Raw genomic sequence first — 21240 nt, forward strand, 5'->3', positions numbered from 1 at the left:
TGCGACCACCCGAACGAGGCGCTCCCCCCAGGGACCGGCCTACGCGCGCCCCCACGCGCTCCCCCTCCCCCGAACTCCCCCGAACTCCCCCGAACTCCCCCGAACTCCCCCCAGGCTCCGCTACGCGCGGCGGACGTCGTAGACGCCCGGGACGTCGCGCATGGCGCGCATCAGGGCGGCCAGTCCCGTCGCGTCGGGGAGTTGCAGCGTGTACGAGTGGCGGACCCGCTGTTCGACGGGCGGTTCCACGGTCGCGGACACCACCTCGACCCCTTCGCGGGCGATGGCCTCGGTCAGGTCGGCCAGCAGGTGCGGGCGGCCGAACGATTCGGCGAGGAGCGTGACCCGACAGTCCGCGGTGGCCCGCCAGTGCACGGCGACGGCCGTCCGCCCCACGGACCGCATCTGGGCGACGGCCGGACAGTGGACGCGGTGCACGGTGACGGCACCGCCCCGTACGAGGAACCCGGCGACGGCGTCCGGCGGTACGGGTGTGCAGCAGCCCGCGAGGCGGACGGTGGCGTCCGGCAGGTCGGCGACGGCGTTGCCCCCGCCGCCGCGCGCCCCGACGACGGACAGCGGGGCGCGGGGGGCAGCGGCGGCGGGTCCGGCCCCGTCCGGGTGGGACTGGAGCCAGCTGCTGATGGCGATCCGGGCGGCGGGGGTCCTGGCGTGGTCCAGCCAGTCGGCGGCCGGCCCCGAGGAGGCGTCCTGGGCGAGCAGCAGTTGGACGGTGTCCCCGTCGGAGAGCGGGGAGGAGAGGGAGGTGAGGCGCCCGTTGACCCGGGCGCCGATACAGCGGTGGGCCGCGTCGCCGTGCTGGGCGTAGGCGGCGTCGATACAGGAGGCCCCGGCGGGCAGGCTCATCGTGCCGGAGGCGCTGCCGTCCTCGCGGTAGACGGTGATCTCGCGGTCCTGGGCGAGTTCGGCGCGCAGGACCGTCCAGAAGGTGTCGGGGTCGGGCGCGGACTGCTGCCAGTCGAGGAGCCGGGACAGCCAGCCGGGCCGGGTCGGGTCGACCCGCTCCTCGTCGCAGTCGGCGGGCTCGCCGGTGGCGTACGGGTTGCCGAGGGCGACGACCCCGGCCTCGGCGACGCGGTGCATCTGCCGGGTGCGGACGATGACTTCGGCGACGTAGCCCTCGGGGACGGCGACGGCGGTGTGCAGCGACTGGTAGAGGTTGAACTTCGGGACGGCGATGAAGTCCTTGAACTCCGAGACGACGGGGGTGAAGCAGGTGTGGAGCTCCCCCAGCACGGCGTAGCAGTCGGCGTTCTCGCCGACGAGGACGAGGATGCGGCCGAAGTCGGAGCCGCGCAGGTCGCCGCGACTGCGGGAGATCCGGTGGACGGAGACGAAGTGCCGCGGCCGTACGAGCACTTCGGCCGTGACGCCCGCTTCGCGCAGGACGGCGCGCACGGAGTCGGCGATGGCGGGGAGCGGGTCGGCCTCCCCGGCGTGGGCGGCGATGAGCGCGCGCGTGTGCTCGTACTCCTCGGGGTGCAGGATCGCGAAGACCAGGTCCTCCAGTTCGGTCTTCAGGGCCTGCACGCCGAGCCGTTCGGCGAGCGGGATGAGGACGTCGCGCGTCACCTTGGCGATGCGTTCCTGCTTCTCCGGTCGCATCACGCCGAGGGTGCGCATGTTGTGCAGCCGGTCGGCGAGTTTGATGGACATGACGCGGACGTCGTTGCCGGTGGCGACGAGCATCTTGCGGAAGGTCTCGGGTTCGGCGGCGGCGCCGTAGTCGATCTTCTCGACCTTGGTGACGCCGTCGACGATGAAGCAGACCTCGGCGCCGAACTCCTCGCGGACCTGATCGAGGGTCACGTCCGTGTCCTCGACGGTGTCGTGGAGGAGGGAGGCGGTCAGCGTCGTCGTCTCGGCGCCGAGTTCGGCCAGGATGAGGGTGACGGCGAGCGGATGTGTGATGTACGGCTCACCGCTCTTGCGCATCTGGCCGCGGTGGGAGGTCTCCGCGAGCAGGTAGGCGCGCCGCAGAATGGAAAGGTCGGCGTCCGGATGGTGGGCACGGTGGGCTTCTGCTACGTGTCCGATCGCGTCCGGGAGCCGGTCGCGGGACGTGGGCCCGAGCAGGGCCGCCCGGCCGAGCCGCCGCAGATCGAGCCGCGTCCGGCCCCGTCTGCGCAGCTCAGGACGCACTTCGGCATGTGCTTCGGGGTTCGTGGCCTCTGCACTCATGGGCACCTCCGGCGGCTTCGACCGGCGGTGGCGGGCATGGGGTGAGCCCTCAGGGCCGGTGCCTGATGTTACCGACCCCACCACGTGGCGCAGTCCACCTCTCGCTCAGCGTGAAACGGATCACCCATGAGAGGGAATCTTCAGGCGAAAGCCGTTTCGGTGAGCCAGGTGGGTTCGAACTCGCCGGAGGCGACGATGACGGCCGGCCCTGTCATGTCGATCCGCCCGTCGGGGTGCTCGGTGATGACGAGGGTGCCACCGGGCAGGTCGACGGTGTAGGAGGCCGGGTCGCCGGTGACGGCGGGGTCGGCGCCGTCGCGCCGGATGGCGGCGACGGCCACGGCGCAGGCGCCGGTGCCGCACGAGCGGGTCTCGCCGGAACCGCGCTCGTGGACGCGCATCGCGACGTGGCGGGGGCCCCGGTCGACGACGAACTCGACGTTGACCCCGGTGGGGTAGGCGCTCGCCGGGCTGAACGGCGGGGCTTCGAAGAGGTTCCCGGCATCGTCGAGGCTGTCGACGAAGGCCACGGCGTGCGGATTGCCCATGTTCACGTTCCGCGCGGGCCAGGAACGGTCGCCCACGGAGACGGTGACGTCGCCCTCGGGGAGCGCCGCGCGGCCCATGGAGACGGTGACGTCGCCCGTCTTGTCGAGGTGGACCCGCTTGACGCCGCCGCGGGTGGCGACGGCGAAGTCGCCGGGCTCGATGTGGCCGGCGTGATGGAGGTAGCGGGCGAAGACGCGCACGCCGTTGCCGCACATCTCGGCGACGGAGCCGTCGCTGTTGCGGTAGTCCATGAACCACTCGGCCTCTTCGGCCAGGTGGGCGGCGTCGGGGTGGGCGGCGGACCGCACCACGTGGAGCACGCCGTCCGCCCCGATGCCGGCCCGCCGGTCGCACAGCGCGGCGACGGCGGATGCGGGCAGCTCGATGGCGTTGTCCGGGTCCGGAACGATCACGAAGTCGTTCTCGGTGCCGTGACCCTTGAGGAAGGAGAGGGTGGTGTGCGTCACCAGGTCATGGTACCGAGGTGGTGTCGGCGATGCCGGGCGGGATCAGCGCGCCGTCAGCCGTGCGGACCAGGACGACGGGCGCTAGCGGAGCCGGGCCACCCGGTACACCGCGAGCGCTACGACGGCCAGCGCGAGCAGGCCGTACAGCGCGGCCATCCGCCAGTCGCGGCGGCGGCCGCTGCCGCGGGGCGGCAGCCCGGGCCAGGAGTAGCCGACGCGGCGGGCGGCCATCATGCCCCAGCCACCGGCGCAGCAGCAGATGAGGAAGCCGAGCATGGCGACCACGGCTCCGCCGTCGCCGAACTCGAAGGCGAGCGGGAACGCGAACATGAGGGACCCGGAGGCGGCCAGGATCACGATGGGGGCGATCTGCCAGAGGCGCAGGCGGCGCTGCGGGCGCAGCTCGACCTCGAACTCGGGGCCGGAGGCGTCCTCCGCGCCGGCCTCGGGGGTGTCCGGGCCGTCGGGGGTCAGCCGTGCGGGGTCGGCGGGCAGACCGAGCCCGTCGGGGGTGTCCGGTCCGCCCGGCGCGTCGGGGTCGGTGGCCCCGCCGGTCCGTCCGGGCCCGGCGTGCAGCATCGGGTCCGCTTCCCGCCCGGTGTCACGAGGGCCGGCATCCATGGCCACGCGCCCTCCCCACTCGGACTTCGTACGTCGCTGTTCAGAAGTTTGATGATGGCACGGTCCCGGGCTCCGGACGGGCGCGCGGGGCGTCCCGATGCCATCACGTGATCAGGCTGTGACCGCTCGTTCGACCAACGACTGCGCGAGTCCGGGGAGTTCCCCGCGGTCCGCGACGGCGCCGCTGAGCCAGTGCACGCGGGGGTCCCGGCGGAACCACGAGTCCTGGCGGCGGGCGAAGCGCTTGGTGGCCCGTACGGTCTCGGCGCGGGCCTCGTCCTCGGTGCACTCCCCCGCGAGGGCGGCGAGCACCTGTTGGTAGCCCAGCGCGCGGGAGGCGGTGATGCCGTCGCGCAGCCCGCGGGCCTCCAGGGTCCGGACCTCGTCCACCAGGCCCGCCTCCCACATGCGGTCGACCCGCAGCGCGATCCGCTCGTCGAGTTCCGGGCGGGCGACGTCCACGCCGATCTGCACGGTGTCGTAGACGGACTCGTGGCCGGGCAGGTTCGCGGTGAAGGGCTTGCCGGTGATCTCGATGACCTCCAGGGCCCGGACGATCCGGCGGCCGTTGCTGGGCAGGATGGCGTGGGCGGCGGCGGGGTCGAGGGCGGCGAGGCGGGCGTGCAGGGCCCCGGGGCCGCGCAGGGTGGCCTCCTCCTCCAGCCGGGACCGGACCTCCGGGTCGGTGCCCGGGAACTCCATGGCGTCGAGGGCGCCGCGCACGTACAGCCCGGAGCCGCCGACGAGGACCGGGGTGCGGCCCTCGGCGAGCAGCTTGTCGATCTCGGCGCGGGCGAGGCGCTGGTACTCGGCGACGCTCGCGGTCTCGGTGACGTCCCAGATGTCGAGGAGGTGGTGGGGGATGCCGCCGCGTTCCCCGGTCGTCAGTTTGGCGGTGCCGATGTCCATCCCCCGGTACAGCTGCATGGAGTCGGCGTTGACGACTTCGCCGTCGAAATGGCGGGCCAGGGCGACGCCCAGATCGGACTTTCCGGCCGCGGTGGGACCGACGACGGCGATGACCCGCGGGGCGGGGGCTGCTTTCCTCACCGACCCAGTCTCTCAGCCCCCGGTCAAGACGCGTCCATGTACCCGATCGAGTTACGTGACGGGGTCGCGGTGGGGTCGTTGCCCCCCTGTAGGTTCCGGCCCGACGCACGCCTTGTGTGCGCCGGGTGGAGGCCGCTGCGGCCGGGGCGGAACTTCACTCCCACGAGTAACGTTAGAGGAGCAGACATGGGCGTTTTCAGCCGGTTTTTTGGCCGTAAGGACGAGGTAGCGACCGAGACGGTCGCGGCCGAGGCCGACCCGGCGGGAACGCCGGCGGCTGAGACCGGACCGGCCGCACCGGCCGAGGAGGCCGAGACGGCTGCCGGGGCTCCTGCGGCGGAAGCCGTGGAGATCCCGAAGCAGCAGTCGGCGGAGGCCGCCGCGGACAGCGAGGCCGGCGAGGGCGCCCGTACGTAACCATTCACCACGGGAAGGTGGCCCATGGGCCTGCTCGACAACCTCAAGGCCAAGCTCGCTCCGGCGAAGGACAAGGTCGGCGACCTCGCGCAGCAGCACGAGGGCAGGATCGGCGAGGGTCTGGACAAGGTGGCGAAGGCCGTCGACTCCAAGACCAAGGGCAAGTACAGCGGCCAGATCACGAGCGGTACGGGCAAGGCGAAGGACGCCCTGGGCAAGATCGCGCACAAGGACGACACCCCCGGCGGGACGACGCCGCCGGCGGCTTCCTGACGCGGTGCGCGAAGGGGCGCGGAACCGATCCGGTTCTGCGCCCCTTCGGCGTGTCCGGGGCGGGCGGGCGCCGGTGGAACCGGGCCGCCGGGGATATCGGGACGGGCGGGAGCAGCCGTGGCGCCGTCAGGACGGGCCCGGGGCGGCCCTCGGCGGAGTCAGGAACGGCCCGGGGCGAACCCCGGCGCCGCGGCGGGTCGGCCCGGCGGCCCCGCCCGCCTCAGGACCAGGCGGCGACGAAGTAGCCGACCCCGTACGGGGCGTCCTCGTACAGGAGTCGGCCGTCCAGGTCGGCGGCCTCGGCGGCGCCCGCGAGGACCTGCCAGGGGGCGCGCCCGGCGACCTGGAGCTCGTGCGCGAGTTCCGCGTCGAGGGCCGTGAGGGCGGAGGTGTCGGCGGCTCCCAGGGCCTGCCCGGCGGCGGCGTCGAAGGCGGCGGCGCGGTCGTCGAGGTAGCCGGGGGCCTTCAGCGTCCGGCAGGCGCTGCCGTCGCCCATGACGAGCAGCGCGACGCGTTCGTCCCGCGCGGCGAGGGCCCGTCCGGCGTCCAGGCAGAGTTCCGTTTCCAGCCGTCCGGCCACGCCGAGGCCCTCGACCGGGGCGGCGCCCCAGCGGGCCCGCTCCAGCAGCCAGGCGCCGACGGCCAGCGAGGGGGGCAGCAGGCGCGGGCCCTCGTCGCCCCCGCCGAGCTGGACGTCCGCCGGGACGCCGAACCCGCGGAAGGTGCCGCGGGATCCCTGCGGGTAGGGCCCGAGGTGGTCCTGGTCGGCGGCCCCGACAACGATCAGCAGGTCGGGTCGGGAGGCGGCGAGCACGGCCAGCGCGTCCGAGCAGGCGGTACGGGCGGCGTCCAGTTCGGCGGCGGCCCCCGCGGCGACCTCCGGCACGAGGAGCGGCGGGGCGGGGCAGACGGCGGCGGCTACGAGCATGATCCGCAGCCTAGCCGCCCTCGGCGTCCGGCGGTCAGTCGATCGCGCAGCCCGAAGTGGTGACGGGCAGCGGTGCCGGGACTCCCAGGGTGGGGATCCCGAGCATCACACCGGCCGGCTGGGCCGGGGCGGCGTTGCGCTTCTCCCAGGCGTCGCCGGCGCGGGTGCGGCGCACGGTGCCGGTCGGGCCCTCGGCCAGCAGGTGGTGCGGGGCCGCGTAGGTGATGTCGACGGTGACCACGTCGCCGGGGCGGACCTCCTCCTCCGGCTTCGTGAAGTGGACGAGACGGTTGTCGGGGGCGCGCCCGGACAGGCGGTGCGTGGCGCCGTCCTTGCGGCCCTCGCCCTCGGCGACCATGACCTCCAGGGTGCGGCCGACCTGCTTCTTGTTCTCCTCCCAGGAGATCTCCTCCTGGAGGGCGACCAGGCGCATGTAGCGGTCCTGGACGACCTCCTTGGGGATCTGCCCGTCCATGTCGGCCGCGGGGGTGCCGGGGCGCTTGGAGTACTGGAAGGTGAAGGCGTTCGCGAAGCGGGCCTCGCGGACGGTGTGCATCGTCTGCTGGAAGTCCTCCTCCGTCTCACCGGGGAAGCCCACGATGATGTCGGTGGAGATCGCGGCGTGCGGGATCGAGGCGCGGACCTTGTCGATGATGCCGAGGAAACGCTCCTGCCGGTACGACCGGCGCATCGCCTTGAGGATCGGGTCGGAGCCGGACTGCAGGGGCATGTGCAGCTGCGGCATCACGTTCGGGGTCTCGGCCATGGCCGCGATCACGTCGTCGGTGAAGTCGCGCGGGTGCGGGGAGGTGAAGCGGACCCGCTCCAGGCCCTCGATCCGTCCGCAGGCGCGCAGCAGCTTGCTGAAGGCCTCGCGGTCGCCCAGGTCGGAGCCGTAGGCGTTGACGTTCTGGCCGAGGAGGGTGATCTCGGAGACGCCCTCGGCGACCAGGGCCTCGACCTCGGCGAGGATGTCGCCGGGACGGCGGTCCTCCTCCTTGCCGCGGAGCGCCGGGACGATGCAGAAGGTGCAGGTGTTGTTGCAGCCGACGGAGATCGAGACCCAGGCCGCGTACGCGGACTCGCGGCGGGTCGGGAGCGTGGAGGGGAAGGCCTCCAGCGACTCGGCGATCTCGATCTGCGCCTCTTCCTGGATGCGGGCGCGCTCCAGGAGGACGGGCAGTTTGCCGATGTTGTGTGTGCCGAACACGACGTCGACCCAGGGGGCCCTCTTGACGATCGTGTCGCGGTCCTTCTGCGCGAGGCAGCCGCCGACGGCGATCTGCATCCCGGGCCGCTTCGTCTTCATCGGGGCGAGCCGGCCGAGGTTGCCGTACAGCTTGTTGTCGGCGTTCTCACGGACGGCGCAGGTGTTGAAGACGACCACGTCGGCGTCGCCGTCGCAGCCCTCGGGGGCGCGCGTGTATCCCGCGCCCTCCAGCAGACCGGACAGCCGCTCGGAGTCGTGCACGTTCATCTGGCACCCGTAGGTGCGCACCTCGTACGTTTTCAAAACTGCAGCCTCGCCCTCGACACTCACCCCACAAGGGTAAGGGTTGGTCCCGGGCCGCCGACGCGACAGCGGTCGTGGGGGAGCCCGTCACCGCGCCGGAGCCCGTACGCGGGGCCGGTGGGGGCGGGCCCGCCGTGACAGGACGGCGGACGGGTGGCAGGATCGCCGGCATGCCCCTCCTCCCGACCACCGCCGGCCGGCGCCGCGCCCTTCGGGGCCTGGTGGCGGTACTGGCCGTGCTCGGGGCGCTGCTGTGGTGGCTGCGGCCCTTCGGCGAACCGGAGCTGAAGGGGGACCTCACCTTCAGCTCGGGCGTCCGTACCGGCGTCTACCACCGCTACGGGCAGCTGCTGGAGCAGGCCCTCGCGCAGGACATGCCCGCGATGCGGGTGAGGCTGGAGACGAGCGAGGGCTCGCAGCAGAACCTCCAGCGGGTCGCCGCGGGCGAGGCCGACTTCACGGTGGCGACGGCCGACGCGGTCTCCAAGTACCGCCTCGACGGCAAGCCGGGCGCGGAGCGGCTGCGCGGCTGCGCGCGGCTCTACGACGACTACGTACAGCTGGTCGTGCCCGCCGCGTCGCCGGTGCAGTCGGCCCGTGACCTGCGGGGCAAGCGGGTCGCGATCGGCCAGGACGGGTCCGGGGTGCGGCTGATCTCGGAGCGGCTGCTGACGGCGGCCAAGCTGAGTCCGACGCGGGACATCACCCCGGTGGCCATAGGGATCGACACCATGCCGGCCGAGCTGGAGGCGGGCCGGATCGACGCGTTCTTCTGGTCGGGCGGACTTCCGACGACCGCGGTGCGGGAGCTGTCGGAGCGGTTCGAGATCCGGCTCGTGCAGCTGGGCGACCTGGTGGAACAGCTCCAGGCGGGCGGGAGCCCGGCGCGCTACTACCGGGCCGCGGTGATGCCGCAGGACGCGTACGCGCGGGCCCGCAACACCTCCGCGGTGGCCACGGTGGCCGTTCCGAACCTGCTGGTGACCCGGGAGGACACCAGCCCGGAATTGACCGAGCAGTTCACCCGGACGGTGATCCTGAGCCGGGACCGCATCGGGCGCCAGGTGCACGCGGCCCAGCTGGTCGACCTGCGCACGGCGATCTACACGGACCCGCTGGACCTGCACGAAGGGGCCCGCCGCTACTACCGGTCGGTCAAGCCGTAGCCGCTTCGGCCCCTTCGCCGACCCCGTGGGGTGTCAGCCGGTGGGCAGCAGCATCATCGCCGCGGCGGCCGCGCCGATGAGGCCCGCGTCGGTACCGAGGGTGGCCGGGACGACCCGGAGGTCCTGGACGAAGCCGAGGGTCGCGTACGAGGCCAGGTGCCGGCGGACCGGTGCGAAGAGGGTGTCGCCCGCGGCGGCGACCCCGCCCCCGATGACGGCGATGTCGGTCTCGACGAGCGTGGCGGTGGCCGCGATGGCGGCGGCGAGTGCGCGGCCGGCCCGGTCGAAGGCGGCCCGTGCGACGGGATCGCCCGCCGCGGCGGAGGCCGCGACGCCGGCCGCCGTCGGGTCGGGTCCGGTCCAGCCCTGGGCGAGGGCCCAGCGCGCGATGGCGGTGCCCGAGGCCAGGGATTCGACGCAGCCGTGGCCGCCGCAGGCGCACCTCTCCCCGTCGAAGGCGACGCTGATGTGGCCGATGTGGCCCGCGTTGCCGGTGGGGCCCGGGTGGAGCTGGTTGTTGAGGACCAGGCCGCCGCCGACGCCGGTCGAGACGACCATGCACAGGGCGTTCGCGTGGCCCCGCGCGGCGCCCAGCCAGTGTTCCGCGGCGGTCATGGCCACGCCGTCGCCCGCCAGGACCGTCGGGACCCCGGCGCCGCGGGCGGCGAGCTCGGCGCCGACCCGGGCCTGCACCGGGAAGTCGCGCCAGGCCCCGATGTTGACCGGGCTCACGGTGCCGCGGGTGGTGTCCACGGGGCCCGCGCTGCCGATGCCGCAGCGGACGACCTGGGGCCACAGGGGGGCTTCGGACAGGTCGGCGATGACCTCGGCGACCGCCGCCATCACCGCGTCGGCGTCCGCGCCGCGCGGGGTCGGGCGGCGGGTGGCCGCCGTCATGCTGCCGTCGGGGTGGACCAGCGCGCCGGCGATCTTCGTGCCGCCGATGTCGATCGCCACGGTCGGACCGGCGGCCGCGGCGGCCGTGCGGGGCACGGGGAGGGCTGGGGTGGGAGTGGTCACGGTGGCGCTCCTGGAAGGGGTCGGATTTCAGTATGCGGCTGCCGGCGGAGCCGTACTCTCGCGGGGTTCCAGTCGGGGCAGCTCGCTCTCGCGGACGCGGGGCGCCGATCCGCCGAGGACGGCGAGGAGTTCCTCGGCCGCGAGCCGGCCGAAGCCCGCGGTGTCGCGGACGAGCGCGGTCAGCCGCGGGTGGGTGACCCGGCACAGGGCGGAGTCGTCCCAGGCCACGATCGACAGCCGGCCGGGCACGGCGACGCCGAGCTCGGCGGCGACGGCGCTGCCGGCCACCGCCATGACGTCGTTGTCGTACACGAGCGCCGTCGGCGGGCGCGGTCGCGCGAGGAGCCGGCGGGTGGCGGCCGCGCCCTCCGTGTCGGAGTAGTCGGTGGTCACCGACTCCACCTGGTCCCCGGCGAGGCCGAGCCGCAGCGCCTCGGCGCGCAGCGAGGAGACGCGGCGCGCCGTGTGGGCGAGGCCGGGCAGGCCGGCGACGTGCGCGATCCGGCGGTGCCCGAGGGCGTGCAGGTGGCCCAGGACGTCCGCCATGGCGCGGGCGTCGTCGGCCCGGACGGCGGAGAGGGCGGGCCGACGACCGGTGCCGGGCGGGCCGGGGCTCGGCTCTCCGGGCCTGATCCGGCCGGAGCCGACGCCGCCGGTGTCGACCCCGCCGGTGTCGACCTCCCCGGTGTCGACTTCCCCGGCGTCGGCCTCCCCGGTGCCGCCGATCATGACGGCGGGCAGGCCGAGTGCGGTGAGCAGTTCCGGGCGCGGGTCCCGTGTGCGGGGGTCGACGACGAGCACCCCGTCGACGCGGCGCTCCGCCCACCAGCGGCGGTGGACGGCGCACTCGGCGTCGATGTCCTCGACGACCTGGAAGAGGAGGGCGGTGCGGCTCGCCGAGAGCACCTCCTGGATGCCGGAGACGAGTTGGAGGAAGAAGGACTCGACGCCGAGGGTGTGCGCGGGCCTGGCCAGGACCAGCCCGACGGCTCCGGAGCGTTCGCCGGAGAGCGCACGGGCCGCGCTGTTGGGCTGCCAGCCGAGTTCCTCCGCGACCTGCCTGACCCGGGCGCGGGTGTGGTCGGACACCCCGGGCCGGTCGTTGAGCGCGAAGGAGACGGCGCTCTCGGACACCCCGGCCCGGCGGGCGATGTCCTTGATGGTGGGTCTGCGGGCCATGCCTGCCTCATCCCTCGGTGACGTGGATCGCGATGGGCGGACCGTACGCGATCCCGCCCCGGACGGCCCCACCGACCACGGTCGCGGAAGTCGCCCGGACGGGTGGGAAATCGGCCTGTTCTCCCCTCTCCATTTCCCGATCCTTTCGGATCGGGCCCACTCACTAAACCGCATTAGTTGCCACGTCCCCATCAGGCCCGCCCCCGCCGCCAACGGGACCGGAACGCAAGGTTCGTGGTGCGATGAACCCCGGCCATCCCCGCGTCGAGGCCCTGTTGACTTTCTCCGACGGCGCACGGCAGGTTGGGGCGTCCGGTGAATTCCGCTGAACTCCGGGACGTTTCATGCCGCATGCCCCGCGCACCCTCCGCTTCGGCGCGAATTACACCCCGACCCGGGGCTGGTTCCACCACTGGTTGGACTTCGACCTCGACGAGGTCCGCGCCGATCTCGACTCGGTGGCCGAGCTCGGCCTGGACCACGTACGGGTGTTCCCGCTGTGGCCGCTGTTCCAGCCGAACCGCACCCTGATCCGGCCGCGCGCCGTCGAGCAGCTCGTCGCGCTCGCCGACGCGGCGGCCGACCGCGGCCTCGACGTCGCGGTGGACGGCCTCCAGGGGCACCTGTCGAGCTTCGACTTCCTGCCGTCCTGGACGGCGACCTGGCACCGGCGCGGCATCTTCGACGATCCGGACGTGATCGCCGGGCAGGCGGAGTACCTGCGCACGCTGGCCGCCGCCCTCGCCGACCGGCCCCACTTCCTCGGCATGACGGTCGGCAACGAGATCAACCAGTTCGCCGGGGACCCGCACCCCGACCCCGACCGCATCACCCCGGACCAGGCGCGGCGCTGGCTGGAACGCATGTTGGCCGCCTGCGAGGAGGGCGCCCCGGGCCGCTTCCACCTGCACGCCGAGTACGACGCCGTCTGGTACCGGGACGGGCACCCCTTCACCCCCGCCCAGGCCGCGCGGCTGGGCGCGGCGACCGCCGTGCACTCCTGGGTGTTCAACGGCACCGCGCAGCGCCACGGCCCCACCGGGACGGCGACCGAGCACCACGCCGCCTACCTGATCGAGCTGTCCAAGGCCTGGGCGGCGGACCCGCACCGCCCGGTCTGGCTCCAGGAGGTCGGGGCGCCCGCCCCGCTGATCGGGCCCGAGGACGCCGTGCGGTTCGCCGAGGCCACCGTGGAGAACGCCCTGGACTGCCCCGACCTGTGGGGGGTGACCTGGTGGTGCTCGCACGACGTGTCCCGCGGGCTCGCGGACTTCCCCGAGCTGGAGTACGGGCTCGGCCTGCTCACCAACGACCGCCGCGGCAAGCCCGTGGGCGCCGCCCTGGCCCGGGTCGCCCGGCGGTGGCGGGGCCGCGAGCACCACCCCGCGCCCCGCTCCACCGCCCTCGTCCTGGACGCGGGCGGTGTGCCGCGGGCCCCGGACCGTTCGGTGTGCGCCCCGGGCGGCGCGTTCTTCGAAGCCTGGGCCTCACTGACGGCCCAGGGGGTGCGCCCCGCGGTGGTCCTCGCGGAGCACTCCCGGGACGCGGCGCACCTGTCCGCGCGCGGCATCACCGAGGTGCTCCGCGTACCCGAAGTGACCTGAGGCCGAAGGAACCTGACGGCACGGGGACGGGCGGGCCCGATCCCACGGCCGCCCTGCCCCGGCCCCTGCCCGAACACCCCGCCACCCCCGCGTGAGGAGACCCGCATGTCCGCGACCGAACCGGACGCAGCTCCCCGTACGTCCCCGGTACCCGAGCCCGGCCTTCCTGCGGCACCCGCCGCCCGGGGACCGGCCAGGCGTACGGTGCTGGCCGCCGGGGCCCTCCCGTTCCCGGTCGGGGCCGTCACCCCTGCCCGGGACGCGCCTCCCTCACCCGGCTCCGCGCCCGAGCCCGCGGCCCTCGCCCCGTACGCCTCCTACTGGTTCCCCGATTCCCTCCCCCCGGGCGAGCCGGGGCCCGGGATCGTGTGGCGCTCGTTGAAGGCGTGGAGCCCGGAGTCGGACCCGGACCTGGCGCACAACGCGGCGACCGTGCCGCTCGCCCCGCGCTTCACCCCCGTGCCCCCGCACCCGGGCGCCCGTGCGGGGCAGGCCCGCATCGCCTCGCTGGTCTCGTTCGGGCCGACCGCGGGGAACCCGTCCCAGGGTTCGGCGTCGGCGGACTCGTACGCGCTCACGCACTGGGCGTACATCGACGAGCTGGTCTTCTGGGGCGGTTCCGCCGGCGAGGGCATCGTGCTCGCGCCGAACGCCCCGGTGACGGACGCCGCCCACCGCAACGGCGTCAGGGTCCTCGGCAACGTGTTCCTGCCGCCCGTCCCCTACGGCGGTGACCTGCGGTGGACGCAGGAGTTGGTGCGGCGCGACGCCCTCGGACGCTTCCCCCTGGCGGAGAAGCTCGTACAGGTGGCGCGGGCGCACGGCTTCGACGGCTGGTTCGTCAACGCCGAGACGGACGGCGGGGACAGTGCGCTGGCCTCCCGGATGCGGGAGTTCCTGCGCGCCCTGCGGGCCGCGGGCGCGCCGCACGGCCTGCGCATCACCTGGTACGACGCGATGAACGCCACCGGCCGGGTCGGCTGGCAGGGCGCGCTGAACGCCCTCAACCAGGAATTCTTCGAGGATCGGACCGGGAAGGTCGCGGACACCCTCTTCGTGGACTTCCGCTGGACCGAACCGACGCTGGCGTCCTCCGGCGCCCTCGCCGACCGGCTGGGCCGTTCCCGCCACGAACTGTGGGCGGCGGTGGACGTCGAATCCAACGGCCGTCACTCCGACGTGCGTTGGGACGCGATCGTGCCGCGCGATCGCGAACACGTCGTCAGCTACGGCTTCTACCGGCCCGAGTGGACCCGCAACCACCTCACCGACCGCTCCCCCGGCGCGTTCCACGTGTCCGACGACCTGTTCTGGACCGGCGCGTCCCTCGATCCGTCGAGACCCGCACCCGAATCGGGCTGGCGGGCGCCCGCCACGGTCGTCGCCGACCGTTCCACCGTGACCGGGCTGCCCTTCGCCTGTTCGTTCAACACCGGTCACGGGCTGCGCTGGTACGAGGACGGCGAGGTCCTCGGCGACGCGCCCTGGAGTCACCTCGCCCTCCAGGACCGGCTGCCCGGCCGCCGCTGGGTGGTGGACACGGCCGGCGAACGCCCGTCGGTCACCCTGGACTTCGCGGACGCCTGGCGCGGCGGTTCCAGCCTGCTCGTGGCGGGCCGGCCCGGCGCCCCCGTCTCCGTCGGCCTGCACGCCACCCGGCTCCCGCTGACCCGCACCACCGTCGCCGAACTCGTGCACCGTACGGACGCCGGGCCGGTCCGCGTCGAGTTCGGGTTCGCGACCCGCGAGCCGGCCGCCCCCGGCGACCCGGTCCCGTACACGTGGCTGCGGACGACGGCCCCGACCGGCGACCACCGGGGTTGGCGCACGACCCGAGTGCCCCTGGCGACGCCGGCCGGAAGGACCGCGTACGCCCTGGCCGTACGGATCACCGGACGCGGGAACGAGCCCGTGTCCTGGCGGCTCGGGGCCCTGTCGGTACGCGACACCACCCGTTCCCGGCACCCGGCCCCGCCCGCGCACCTGGAGGTGGCCGCCACGGCCCGCCGGGGCGACGAGGCCGAGCTCCGCCTCGCCTGGGACCGGGCAGCCGGTCCGGTCCGGCACTACGAGCTCCACCGCCTGCTCCCCGACGGCACCCGCCGCTTCCTCGGCGGCACCTGCGCCGCCGCCCTGTACGTCCCCTCCGTCACCCGGGCGGGCCGGGAGCGGGCGGCGCTCCTGGAGCTGCGGGCGGTCGGGGAGACGTACGCGACGTCCGCGCCCGCCCGCACGGAGCTGCCCTGGTAGGGGCCCCGGGGCCCGAGAGTCCCGGGCCCGGGTGTCAGGGGTTGTGCGGGTCCGTGCGCGGGACGGCGACCGTCACGCGCAGCCCGTGCGGCGGGTTCGTCTCGTAGGAGAGGGAGCCGCCGCCCCCGGCGAGCAGGGCCCTGGAGATGGACAGGCCGAGGCCGGAGCCCTTGACGTTCTGGTGGCGGCCGCTGCGCCAGAAGCGGTCACCGACGCGCAGCAGCTCCTCCTCGGTCAGGCCCGGCCCCCGGTCGGCGACGACGACGAGCGCGCTGCGCCCGGCAGCGGTGACGGACACCTCGACCTCCTCGCCCGCCGGCGTGAACTTCAGGGCGTTGTCGATGACCGCGTCGAGCGCGCTGGACAGGGCGATCGGGTCGGCCCAGCCGGTGACGGCGGACCGGCCCGTCTCGGTGAGCCGTACGCCCTTCTCCTCGGCGTACGGCCGCCAGGCGGCGACCCGCTCGGAGGTCAGCGCCCCGATGTCGGTGAGGCTGATCTCCGCGGAGGCGTGTTCGGCCAGCGCCAGGTCGAGGAGGTCGTCCAGGACCTGGGTGAGGCGCTTGCCCTCGGTCCGTACGGAGGCGATCTCCTCGTTCCCCTCGGGCAGTTCGAGGGCGAGCAGCTCGATGCGCAGGAGCAGCGCGGCGAGGGGGTTGCGCAGTTGGTGCGAGGCGTCGGCGACGAACGCCCGCTGCTGCTCAAGGACCTCTTCCACGTTGTCGGCCATCTCGTTGAACGAGCGGGCGAGTCGCTGGAGTTCCGGTGGGCCGCCGGCGGCCGCGACGCGGGAGTTCATGCGTCCCGTGGCGATGCCGTGGGCGGCGGCGTCCAGCGTTTGAACGGGCTTGAGGACCCAGCTGGTGAGCCGCAGGGCGGCGCCGAACGCGACGAGCATCGCGGCGGCGAGCCCGGCCGTGATGAACAGCCAGCCCCGCAGGATCCGGGCGCGCATCTGATCGGTGGGCGATTCGGTGACGACGACGGCGACGACGTCCCCGTCGAGGACCACCGGGGAGGCGACGAGCAGTTTGCCGTGGGTCTGCCAGGGCCACACCTGACCCGGGTCGTGGCTGCGCCGCCCGGCGAGGGCCTCGGTGAAGGCCGTACGACCTTCACCGTCGTCCGGCAACTGCCACCAGCCGGGGGCCCGTACCAGGGCGTTGCCGTCGCGGTAGAAGATGCCGACGCGGATGCCGTACAGCTCCTGGTAGCGGGCGAGTTCCTGCTGGAGGGTCTCCTGGCGTTCGTCGGCCCCGGTCGAGCGGGAGCCCTCGGCGTCGATGACGAACTGGGCGAGGGCGGCGAAGCGGGCGCTGTCGTCGATCCGGTCGACGACGACGTCCTGCTGCTGCCGGGCCGCCAGACTCACCGCGAGCGGCAACCCGAGGGCGATCAGGACGCCCGCCATGAGGACGACGAGGAGCGGGAGCAGCCGGGCGCGCACGGCAGGCGCCCGCTAGGGCGCGGCCGGGGTGACGAGCCGGTAGCCCACCCCGCGGACGGTCTCGATGAGGGCGGGCAGGCCCAGCTTGGAGCGCAGCGAGGCGACGTGGACTTCTAGGGTGCGCCCGGTGCCCTCCCAACTGGTGCGCCAGACCTCGCTGATGATCTGCTCGCGCCGGAAGACGACCCCGGGCCGCTGCGCGAGCAGGGCCAGCAGGTCGAACTCCTTGCGGGTGAGCGGTACGTCGGCGCCGTTCACGCTGACCCGGCGGGTGGGCAGCTCGATGGAGACCGGACCGAGCACGACCGCGGCGGGGGATCCCGTGGTGCCGGCGGTGGCCTCCTCGGGGGTTCCGGTGCGCCGGGCGACGGCGTGGATGCGGGCGAGGAGCTCGCCGGTGTCGTACGGCTTGGTGACGTAGTCGTCGGCGCCCATGTTCAGGCCGTGGATGCGGGATCGGACGTCGGCCCGCGCGGTCACCATGATCACGGGCGTGCTGGTGCGCTTGCGGATCTTGCCGCAGACCTCGTAGCCGTCCTGGTCGGGCAGGCCGAGGTCGAGCAGGATCACCCCATAGGGAGCGGCCCCGGGCGAGGACCCGGCGGACAGCAGCGCCTGGAGGGCCTCCTCGCCGCTGCGGGCGTGGGTCACCCGGAAGCCGTGCCGGGCGAGGATCGCGGACAGGGCGGCGGCGACGTGGTCGTCGTCCTCGACGAGCAGCAGCCTCATGGCGTCCCCCTTTCCTGTTCACGGCGTCCGGACGAAGAATGGCCCAACACGGGCCACCATGCATCCATGCCCATGAAGAGTCCCACGTCAAGGGGGTTCCGGTCCGGCGAGTCTTCCGTTATGCACCCGGTACGCGTACGGAACGCACCGGTCCGGGCCACGCACGGAGCGTATCCGGGCGAGGCCGTATCGTTATGCTCAATTCTCCCTCAGATGTGATGACGCTGTGCGCGCCTCGTCACTACTGTCCTCCCAACCGACGGAGGACGGAGCAAGAAGCCGATGAGCGGAGTATCAGTGACCAAGGACGTGCAGGACGCGGCCGGTGCCGCTGACGGCCTGGTCGTACTGAGCAACGTCAACAAGCACTTCGGCGCGCTGCACGTGCTTCAGGACGTTGATCTGAGCATTGCCCGCGGTGAAGTCGTCGTGGTGATCGGTCCTTCGGGATCGGGCAAGTCCACGCTGTGCCGGACCATCAACCGGCTGGAGACGATCGACTCGGGCACCATCACGCTCGACGGGAAGCCGCTGCCGGCCGAGGGCAAGGAACTCGCCCGACTGCGCGCCGACGTGGGCATGGTGTTCCAGTCGTTCAACCTGTTCGCACACAAGACGGTGCTGCAGAACGTCATGCTGGGCCAGATCAAGGTCCGCAAGACGGATCAGGCGGCCGCCCGTGAGAAGGCGCAGTCGCTGCTGGACCGGGTGGGCGTCGGCTCGCAGGCCGACAAGTACCCGGCGCAGCTGTCCGGAGGCCAGCAGCAGCGCGTGGCGATCGCCAGGGCGCTGGCGATGGAGCCGAAGGTCATGCTCTTCGACGAGCCGACCTCGGCCCTCGACCCGGAAATGATCAACGAGGTGCTGGAGGTCATGCAGCAGCTCGCCCGGGAGGGGATGACCATGGTCGTCGTCACGCACGAGATGGGCTTCGCCCGCTCGGCCGCCAACCGGGTCGTCTTCATGGCCGACGGGAAGATCGTCGAACAGGCCACGCCCGATCAGTTCTTCAGCAACCCGCGCAGCGATCGTGCCAAGGACTTCCTGTCGAAGATCCTGCACCACTGACGTTTCTCGTCTGGTAGTGATCCGTCCGACGGAGCACACATCCCGCTCGTCGCTCAACCACGTCTCACCCGAGGGAAGTTCACCATGAAGATCTCCAAGGTCGGTGCGGCCGCGGCCGTCGCCGTCGCCCTTGCCCTGACGGCGACCGCCTGTGGCGGCGGCAGCGACAAGTCGGCCAGTGACGCCGGCGCGTCCGGTGGCGGCGGCAAGGACAAGGTCGTCATCGGCATCAAGTTCGACCAGCCCGGTCTGGGTCTGAAGACGCCCGACGGCAAGTTCACCGGCTTCGACGTCGATGTCGCCACCTACGTGGCCAAGGAGCTCGGCTACCAGCCGAACCAGATCGAGTTCAAGCAGGCGATCAGCGCCGAGCGCGAGAACCTCATCTCGAACGGTGACGTCAAACTGGTGGTCGCCACTTACACAATCAACGACAAGCGCAAAGCGAAGGTCGACTTCGCGGGCCCCTACTTCCTGGCCCACCAGGACCTGCTGGTCCGTGCAGACGACAGCTCCATCACTAAGGCCGAAGACCTGAACAGCAAGAAGCTGTGCTCGGTCGCCGGATCCACCTCGGCGCAGAACGTCAAGACCAAGCTCGCCCCCGACGCCGACCTTCGCGAATACCCGGGCTACAGCGAGTGCCTCACCGGCTTGGAGAATAAGGCCGTGGACGCGCTGACCACGGACGGCTCGATTCTGGCCGGCTACGCGGCACAGGAGAAGAACAAGGGCAAGTTCAAGCTGGCTGGCCTGAAGCTGAGCGACGAGCCCTATGGCATCGGCCTGAAAAAGGGCGACAAGGACCTCCAGACCAAGGTCAACGCCGCACTGAAGAAGATGGTGGAGGACGGCTCCTGGCAGAAGGCGGTCGACGCGAACCTCGGCCCTGCGGGCTACAAAGCTGAGCCGGCCCCGCAGATCACAGAAGGCAGCTAATTCATCGGGGAGGCGCACTGCCAAACGTCTGTCACGGGCGGCAGCGCGCCTCTCCGGCCATCCTGGGGAGAGCGCAGGGTAACGTGTTCGACTTTGTTTCTTCCGAGCAGTACGACCTGCTCGGAGCCTTCTGGGTGACGGTTCAGCTCACCCTCTACTCGGCCGTCGGCTCCCTGATTTGGGGCCTGATACTGGCCGGGATGCGGGTCAGTCCGGTCCCACTGATGCGTAGCTTCGGCACAACCTACGTCAATGTCGTGCGTAACACGCCGCTGACCCTGCTGATCCTCGGCTGCTCTTTGGGCTTGGACCAGACCCTAGGAATCGCGCTCGGCGGCGGCACCTCCAAAGAGATCGGCTTCCGTCTCGCGATCCTTGGCCTGAGCGCCTACACCGGCACGTTCGTTTGCGAATCAATCCGCTCCGGTATCAATACCGTGCCTGTCGGCCAGGCCGAGGCCGCCCGCGCACTGGGGCTGAGTTTCTTTCAGGTGCTCACGCTTGTCGTGCTTCCCCAGAGTTTTCGGGCGGTCATAGCACCGCTCGCCAATGTATTGATCGCCCTGACCAAGAACACCACGGTGGCGGCGACCATCGGTGTGGCCGAGGCGGCCCTACTGATGAAAGAAATGCTTGAGAACGAGGCGGACGCACTCTTCGCGGTCTTCGCGGTCTTCGCTCTCGGCTTCGTCCTGCTGACCCTGCCTACCGGCCTGCTGCTGGGCTGGGTGGCCAAGCGAGTGGCGGTGAAGCGATGACCTCCGTTCTGTACGACGCCCCCGGCCCCAAGGCCAAGGTTCGCAACTGGATCTACACCGGCATTTTCGCGGTAGTCGTGGCGCTGGCCCTGTGGTGGATTTTGGACCGGATGGCTGATAAGAACCAGCTCGAGGCCGACAAGTGGTCTCCATTCGTCACGGACAGTCAGCTTTGGACGACCTTTCTGCTGCCCGGCCTCGGTGAGACCCTCAAGGCTGGCGCAATCGCCATGGTCATCGCGCTACCTCTCGGCGCTCTCCTCGGCATAGCGAGGCTCTCCGACCATGCATGGGTCCGCATACCAGTCGGCACGATCGTGGAGTTTTTCCGCGCCATCCCGGTTTTGATCCTGATGATCTTCAGCTCCGCGCTGTACGTCATGCTGGGCACGGTCAGCTCCGACCTGCGACCGCTGTACGCAGTGGTCACTGGGCTTGTCCTGTACAACGCCTCGGTCATCGCCGAGATCGTCCGGGCCGGCATCCTGTCACTTCCCCGCGGCCAAACCGACGCGGCTCAGGCGATCGGAATGCGCAAGGGTCAGACCATGACGTACGTCTTGGTCCCGCAAGCCGTCACGGCCATGCTGCCCGCTCTGGTCAGCCAACTCGTGGTGATCCTCAAGGACACAGCACTCGGCGGCGCTGTCCTCGGCTTCGCCGATCTGATGTCAATGAACCGTCAGATCTCTGCCAACTACAGCAACACCATCGCGACCATGGTCGTGATCGCCCTGCTGTACATCGCGGTGAACTTCGCCTTGACCACCCTGGCCTCTTGGCTGGAGAAGCGCCTACGACGTTCGAAGAAGAGCACCGGTATCGTGCTCGAGGCCGATGCCGGCGGAGAGCGACAGACCTGAACAGGGTTCCCTAGCACCTTCGGGACGTAACTCAGGTCCCACGAAAAGTGGCACCCCCCCCCACGATCAGGGGGAAGCCTGTAGATCTAACATTCATCGGCAGAATCAAGCAGCCACTGTGGTGGGGGGGGGGGGGGGGGGGGGGGGGGGGGGGGGGGGGGGGGGGGGGGGGGGGGGGGGGGGGGGGGGGGGGGGGG

19 protein-coding genes are annotated in these 21240 nt (G+C 72.3%); 9 read left to right on the plus strand and 10 right to left on the minus strand.

All coding sequences use genetic code 11. The features are described from left to right. Nucleotides 1-120 precede the first annotated feature (120 nt). The 4 genes from NOD94_RS07140 to miaA all read right to left on the minus strand — a co-directional run bounded on the left by NOD94_RS07140 (nucleotide 121) and on the right by miaA (nucleotide 4889). Nucleotides 121-2202 (minus strand): HD domain-containing protein, encoded by a 2082-nt coding sequence (locus tag NOD94_RS07140; RefSeq protein ID WP_281204873.1) that lies wholly within the window; start codon nucleotides 2200-2202, stop codon nucleotides 121-123. 140 nt (nucleotides 2203-2342) lie between these two features. Next, nucleotides 2343-3218: a diaminopimelate epimerase gene (gene dapF, locus NOD94_RS07145; RefSeq protein WP_281204874.1), complete on the minus strand. Its 876-nt coding sequence runs from the start codon at nucleotides 3216-3218 to the stop codon at nucleotides 2343-2345. An 81-nt stretch (nucleotides 3219-3299) separates the two neighbouring features. Next, nucleotides 3300-3797, minus strand: a complete 498-nt coding sequence (locus tag NOD94_RS07150) for a hypothetical protein (protein ID WP_281204895.1) — start codon at nucleotides 3795-3797, stop codon at nucleotides 3300-3302. Between the two features lie 153 nt (nucleotides 3798-3950). Beyond that, entirely contained in the window at nucleotides 3951-4889 is a 939-nt protein-coding gene (miaA, locus tag NOD94_RS07155; protein ID WP_281204875.1) for a tRNA (adenosine(37)-N6)-dimethylallyltransferase MiaA, read from the minus strand. Between the two features lie 186 nt (nucleotides 4890-5075). Between miaA and NOD94_RS07160 the strand changes: the two genes are divergently transcribed. Together NOD94_RS07160 and NOD94_RS07165 are read left to right on the plus strand one after the other, a co-directional pair. Then, on the plus strand, nucleotides 5076-5306 hold the full coding sequence (locus NOD94_RS07160; protein WP_281204876.1) for a hypothetical protein: 231 nt from the start codon (nucleotides 5076-5078) through the stop codon (nucleotides 5304-5306). Between the two features lie 24 nt (nucleotides 5307-5330). Continuing rightward, nucleotides 5331-5579, plus strand: coding sequence for an antitoxin (locus tag NOD94_RS07165; protein ID WP_281204877.1), 249 nt, complete (start codon nucleotides 5331-5333; stop codon nucleotides 5577-5579). Between the two features lie 220 nt (nucleotides 5580-5799). Here NOD94_RS07165 and NOD94_RS07170 read toward each other — a convergent pair whose 3' ends face one another. Beyond that, on the minus strand, nucleotides 5800-6507 hold the full coding sequence (locus NOD94_RS07170) for a class III extradiol dioxygenase subunit B-like domain-containing protein (protein WP_281204878.1): 708 nt from the start codon (nucleotides 6505-6507) through the stop codon (nucleotides 5800-5802). Between the two features lie 34 nt (nucleotides 6508-6541). Further along, complete coding sequence (gene miaB / locus NOD94_RS07175) at nucleotides 6542-8020, minus strand: tRNA (N6-isopentenyl adenosine(37)-C2)-methylthiotransferase MiaB (protein ID WP_281204879.1); 1479 nt, start codon at nucleotides 8018-8020, stop codon at nucleotides 6542-6544. Between the two features lie 170 nt (nucleotides 8021-8190). On the opposite strand from miaB, the gene NOD94_RS07180 reads away from it, so the two are divergent. After that, the gene (locus NOD94_RS07180) at nucleotides 8191-9186 is read left to right on the plus strand and encodes a TAXI family TRAP transporter solute-binding subunit (RefSeq protein ID WP_281204880.1); all 996 of its coding nucleotides are present in this window, start codon (nucleotides 8191-8193) and stop codon (nucleotides 9184-9186) included. Nucleotides 9187-9219: 33 nt separating this feature from the next. On the opposite strand, the gene NOD94_RS07185 is transcribed toward NOD94_RS07180, so the two are convergent. Together NOD94_RS07185 and NOD94_RS07190 are read right to left on the minus strand one after the other, a co-directional pair. After that, nucleotides 9220-10143 (minus strand): ROK family protein, encoded by a 924-nt coding sequence (locus NOD94_RS07185; RefSeq protein WP_281204896.1) that lies wholly within the window; start codon nucleotides 10141-10143, stop codon nucleotides 9220-9222. 90 nt (nucleotides 10144-10233) lie between these two features. Beyond that, the gene (locus NOD94_RS07190; RefSeq protein WP_281204881.1) at nucleotides 10234-11385 is read right to left on the minus strand and encodes a LacI family DNA-binding transcriptional regulator; all 1152 of its coding nucleotides are present in this window, start codon (nucleotides 11383-11385) and stop codon (nucleotides 10234-10236) included. Nucleotides 11386-11729: 344 nt separating this feature from the next. Between NOD94_RS07190 and NOD94_RS07195 the strand changes: the two genes are divergently transcribed. After that, entirely contained in the window at nucleotides 11730-12989 is a 1260-nt protein-coding gene (locus tag NOD94_RS07195) for a glycosyl hydrolase (RefSeq protein WP_281204882.1), read from the plus strand. Between the two features lie 105 nt (nucleotides 12990-13094). After that, nucleotides 13095-15239 carry an endo-beta-N-acetylglucosaminidase gene (locus NOD94_RS07200; protein ID WP_281204883.1) on the plus strand — a complete coding sequence of 715 codons (2145 nt, stop codon included), beginning with the start codon at nucleotides 13095-13097 and terminating at the stop codon, nucleotides 15237-15239. 34 nt (nucleotides 15240-15273) lie between these two features. Here NOD94_RS07200 and NOD94_RS07205 read toward each other — a convergent pair whose 3' ends face one another. Further along, nucleotides 15274-16686 (minus strand): HAMP domain-containing sensor histidine kinase, encoded by a 1413-nt coding sequence (locus NOD94_RS07205; protein ID WP_281204884.1) that lies wholly within the window; start codon nucleotides 16684-16686, stop codon nucleotides 15274-15276. Nucleotides 16687-16698: 12 nt separating this feature from the next. Beyond that, nucleotides 16699-17415, minus strand: coding sequence for a response regulator transcription factor (locus tag NOD94_RS07210; RefSeq protein ID WP_281204885.1), 717 nt, complete (start codon nucleotides 17413-17415; stop codon nucleotides 16699-16701). A gap of 282 nt (nucleotides 17416-17697) precedes the next feature. Between NOD94_RS07210 and NOD94_RS07215 the strand changes: the two genes are divergently transcribed. The 4 genes from NOD94_RS07215 (at nucleotide 17698) to NOD94_RS07230 (ending at nucleotide 21043) form a co-directional block, all read left to right on the plus strand. Further along, nucleotides 17698-18483 carry an amino acid ABC transporter ATP-binding protein gene (locus NOD94_RS07215; protein WP_281204886.1) on the plus strand — a complete coding sequence of 262 codons (786 nt, stop codon included), beginning with the start codon at nucleotides 17698-17700 and terminating at the stop codon, nucleotides 18481-18483. Between the two features lie 84 nt (nucleotides 18484-18567). Beyond that, on the plus strand, nucleotides 18568-19422 hold the full coding sequence (locus NOD94_RS07220; RefSeq protein WP_281204887.1) for a glutamate ABC transporter substrate-binding protein: 855 nt from the start codon (nucleotides 18568-18570) through the stop codon (nucleotides 19420-19422). 83 nt (nucleotides 19423-19505) lie between these two features. Next, nucleotides 19506-20180 carry an amino acid ABC transporter permease gene (locus tag NOD94_RS07225; RefSeq protein WP_281204888.1) on the plus strand — a complete coding sequence of 225 codons (675 nt, stop codon included), beginning with the start codon at nucleotides 19506-19508 and terminating at the stop codon, nucleotides 20178-20180. Then, nucleotides 20177-21043, plus strand: a complete 867-nt coding sequence (locus NOD94_RS07230) for an amino acid ABC transporter permease (protein WP_281204889.1) — start codon at nucleotides 20177-20179, stop codon at nucleotides 21041-21043. The genes NOD94_RS07225 and NOD94_RS07230 overlap by 4 nt, the downstream gene beginning before the upstream one ends. The last annotated feature ends 197 nt before the right edge of the window (nucleotides 21044-21240 follow it).

It is taken from the genome of Streptomyces sp. Isolate_45, from assembly GCF_024721315.2.
Taxonomy (GTDB): domain Bacteria; phylum Actinomycetota; class Actinomycetes; order Streptomycetales; family Streptomycetaceae; genus Streptomyces.

What these genes read in the sequence shown, in the direction of transcription:
- NOD94_RS07140 (WP_281204873.1), bottom strand. Translation starts at nt 2,202, where the DNA reads ATGAGTGCAGAGGCCACGAACCCCGAAGCACATGCCGAAGTGCGTCCT.
- NOD94_RS07150 (WP_281204895.1), bottom strand. Translation starts at nt 3,797, where the DNA reads ATGCTGCACGCCGGGCCCGGACGGACCGGCGGGGCCACCGACCCCGAC.
- NOD94_RS07160 (WP_281204876.1), top strand. Translation starts at nt 5,076, where the DNA reads ATGGGCGTTTTCAGCCGGTTTTTTGGCCGTAAGGACGAGGTAGCGACC.
- NOD94_RS07165 (WP_281204877.1), top strand. Translation starts at nt 5,331, where the DNA reads ATGGGCCTGCTCGACAACCTCAAGGCCAAGCTCGCTCCGGCGAAGGAC.
- NOD94_RS07170 (WP_281204878.1), bottom strand. Translation starts at nt 6,507, where the DNA reads ATGCTCGTAGCCGCCGCCGTCTGCCCCGCCCCGCCGCTCCTCGTGCCG.
- NOD94_RS07180 (WP_281204880.1), top strand. Translation starts at nt 8,191, where the DNA reads ATGCCCCTCCTCCCGACCACCGCCGGCCGGCGCCGCGCCCTTCGGGGC.
- NOD94_RS07190 (WP_281204881.1), bottom strand. Translation starts at nt 11,385, where the DNA reads ATGGCCCGCAGACCCACCATCAAGGACATCGCCCGCCGGGCCGGGGTG.
- NOD94_RS07195 (WP_281204882.1), top strand. Translation starts at nt 11,730, where the DNA reads ATGCCGCATGCCCCGCGCACCCTCCGCTTCGGCGCGAATTACACCCCG.
- NOD94_RS07200 (WP_281204883.1), top strand. Translation starts at nt 13,095, where the DNA reads ATGTCCGCGACCGAACCGGACGCAGCTCCCCGTACGTCCCCGGTACCC.
- NOD94_RS07210 (WP_281204885.1), bottom strand. Translation starts at nt 17,415, where the DNA reads ATGAGGCTGCTGCTCGTCGAGGACGACGACCACGTCGCCGCCGCCCTG.
- NOD94_RS07215 (WP_281204886.1), top strand. Translation starts at nt 17,698, where the DNA reads ATGAGCGGAGTATCAGTGACCAAGGACGTGCAGGACGCGGCCGGTGCC.
- NOD94_RS07220 (WP_281204887.1), top strand. Translation starts at nt 18,568, where the DNA reads ATGAAGATCTCCAAGGTCGGTGCGGCCGCGGCCGTCGCCGTCGCCCTT.
- NOD94_RS07230 (WP_281204889.1), top strand. Translation starts at nt 20,177, where the DNA reads ATGACCTCCGTTCTGTACGACGCCCCCGGCCCCAAGGCCAAGGTTCGC.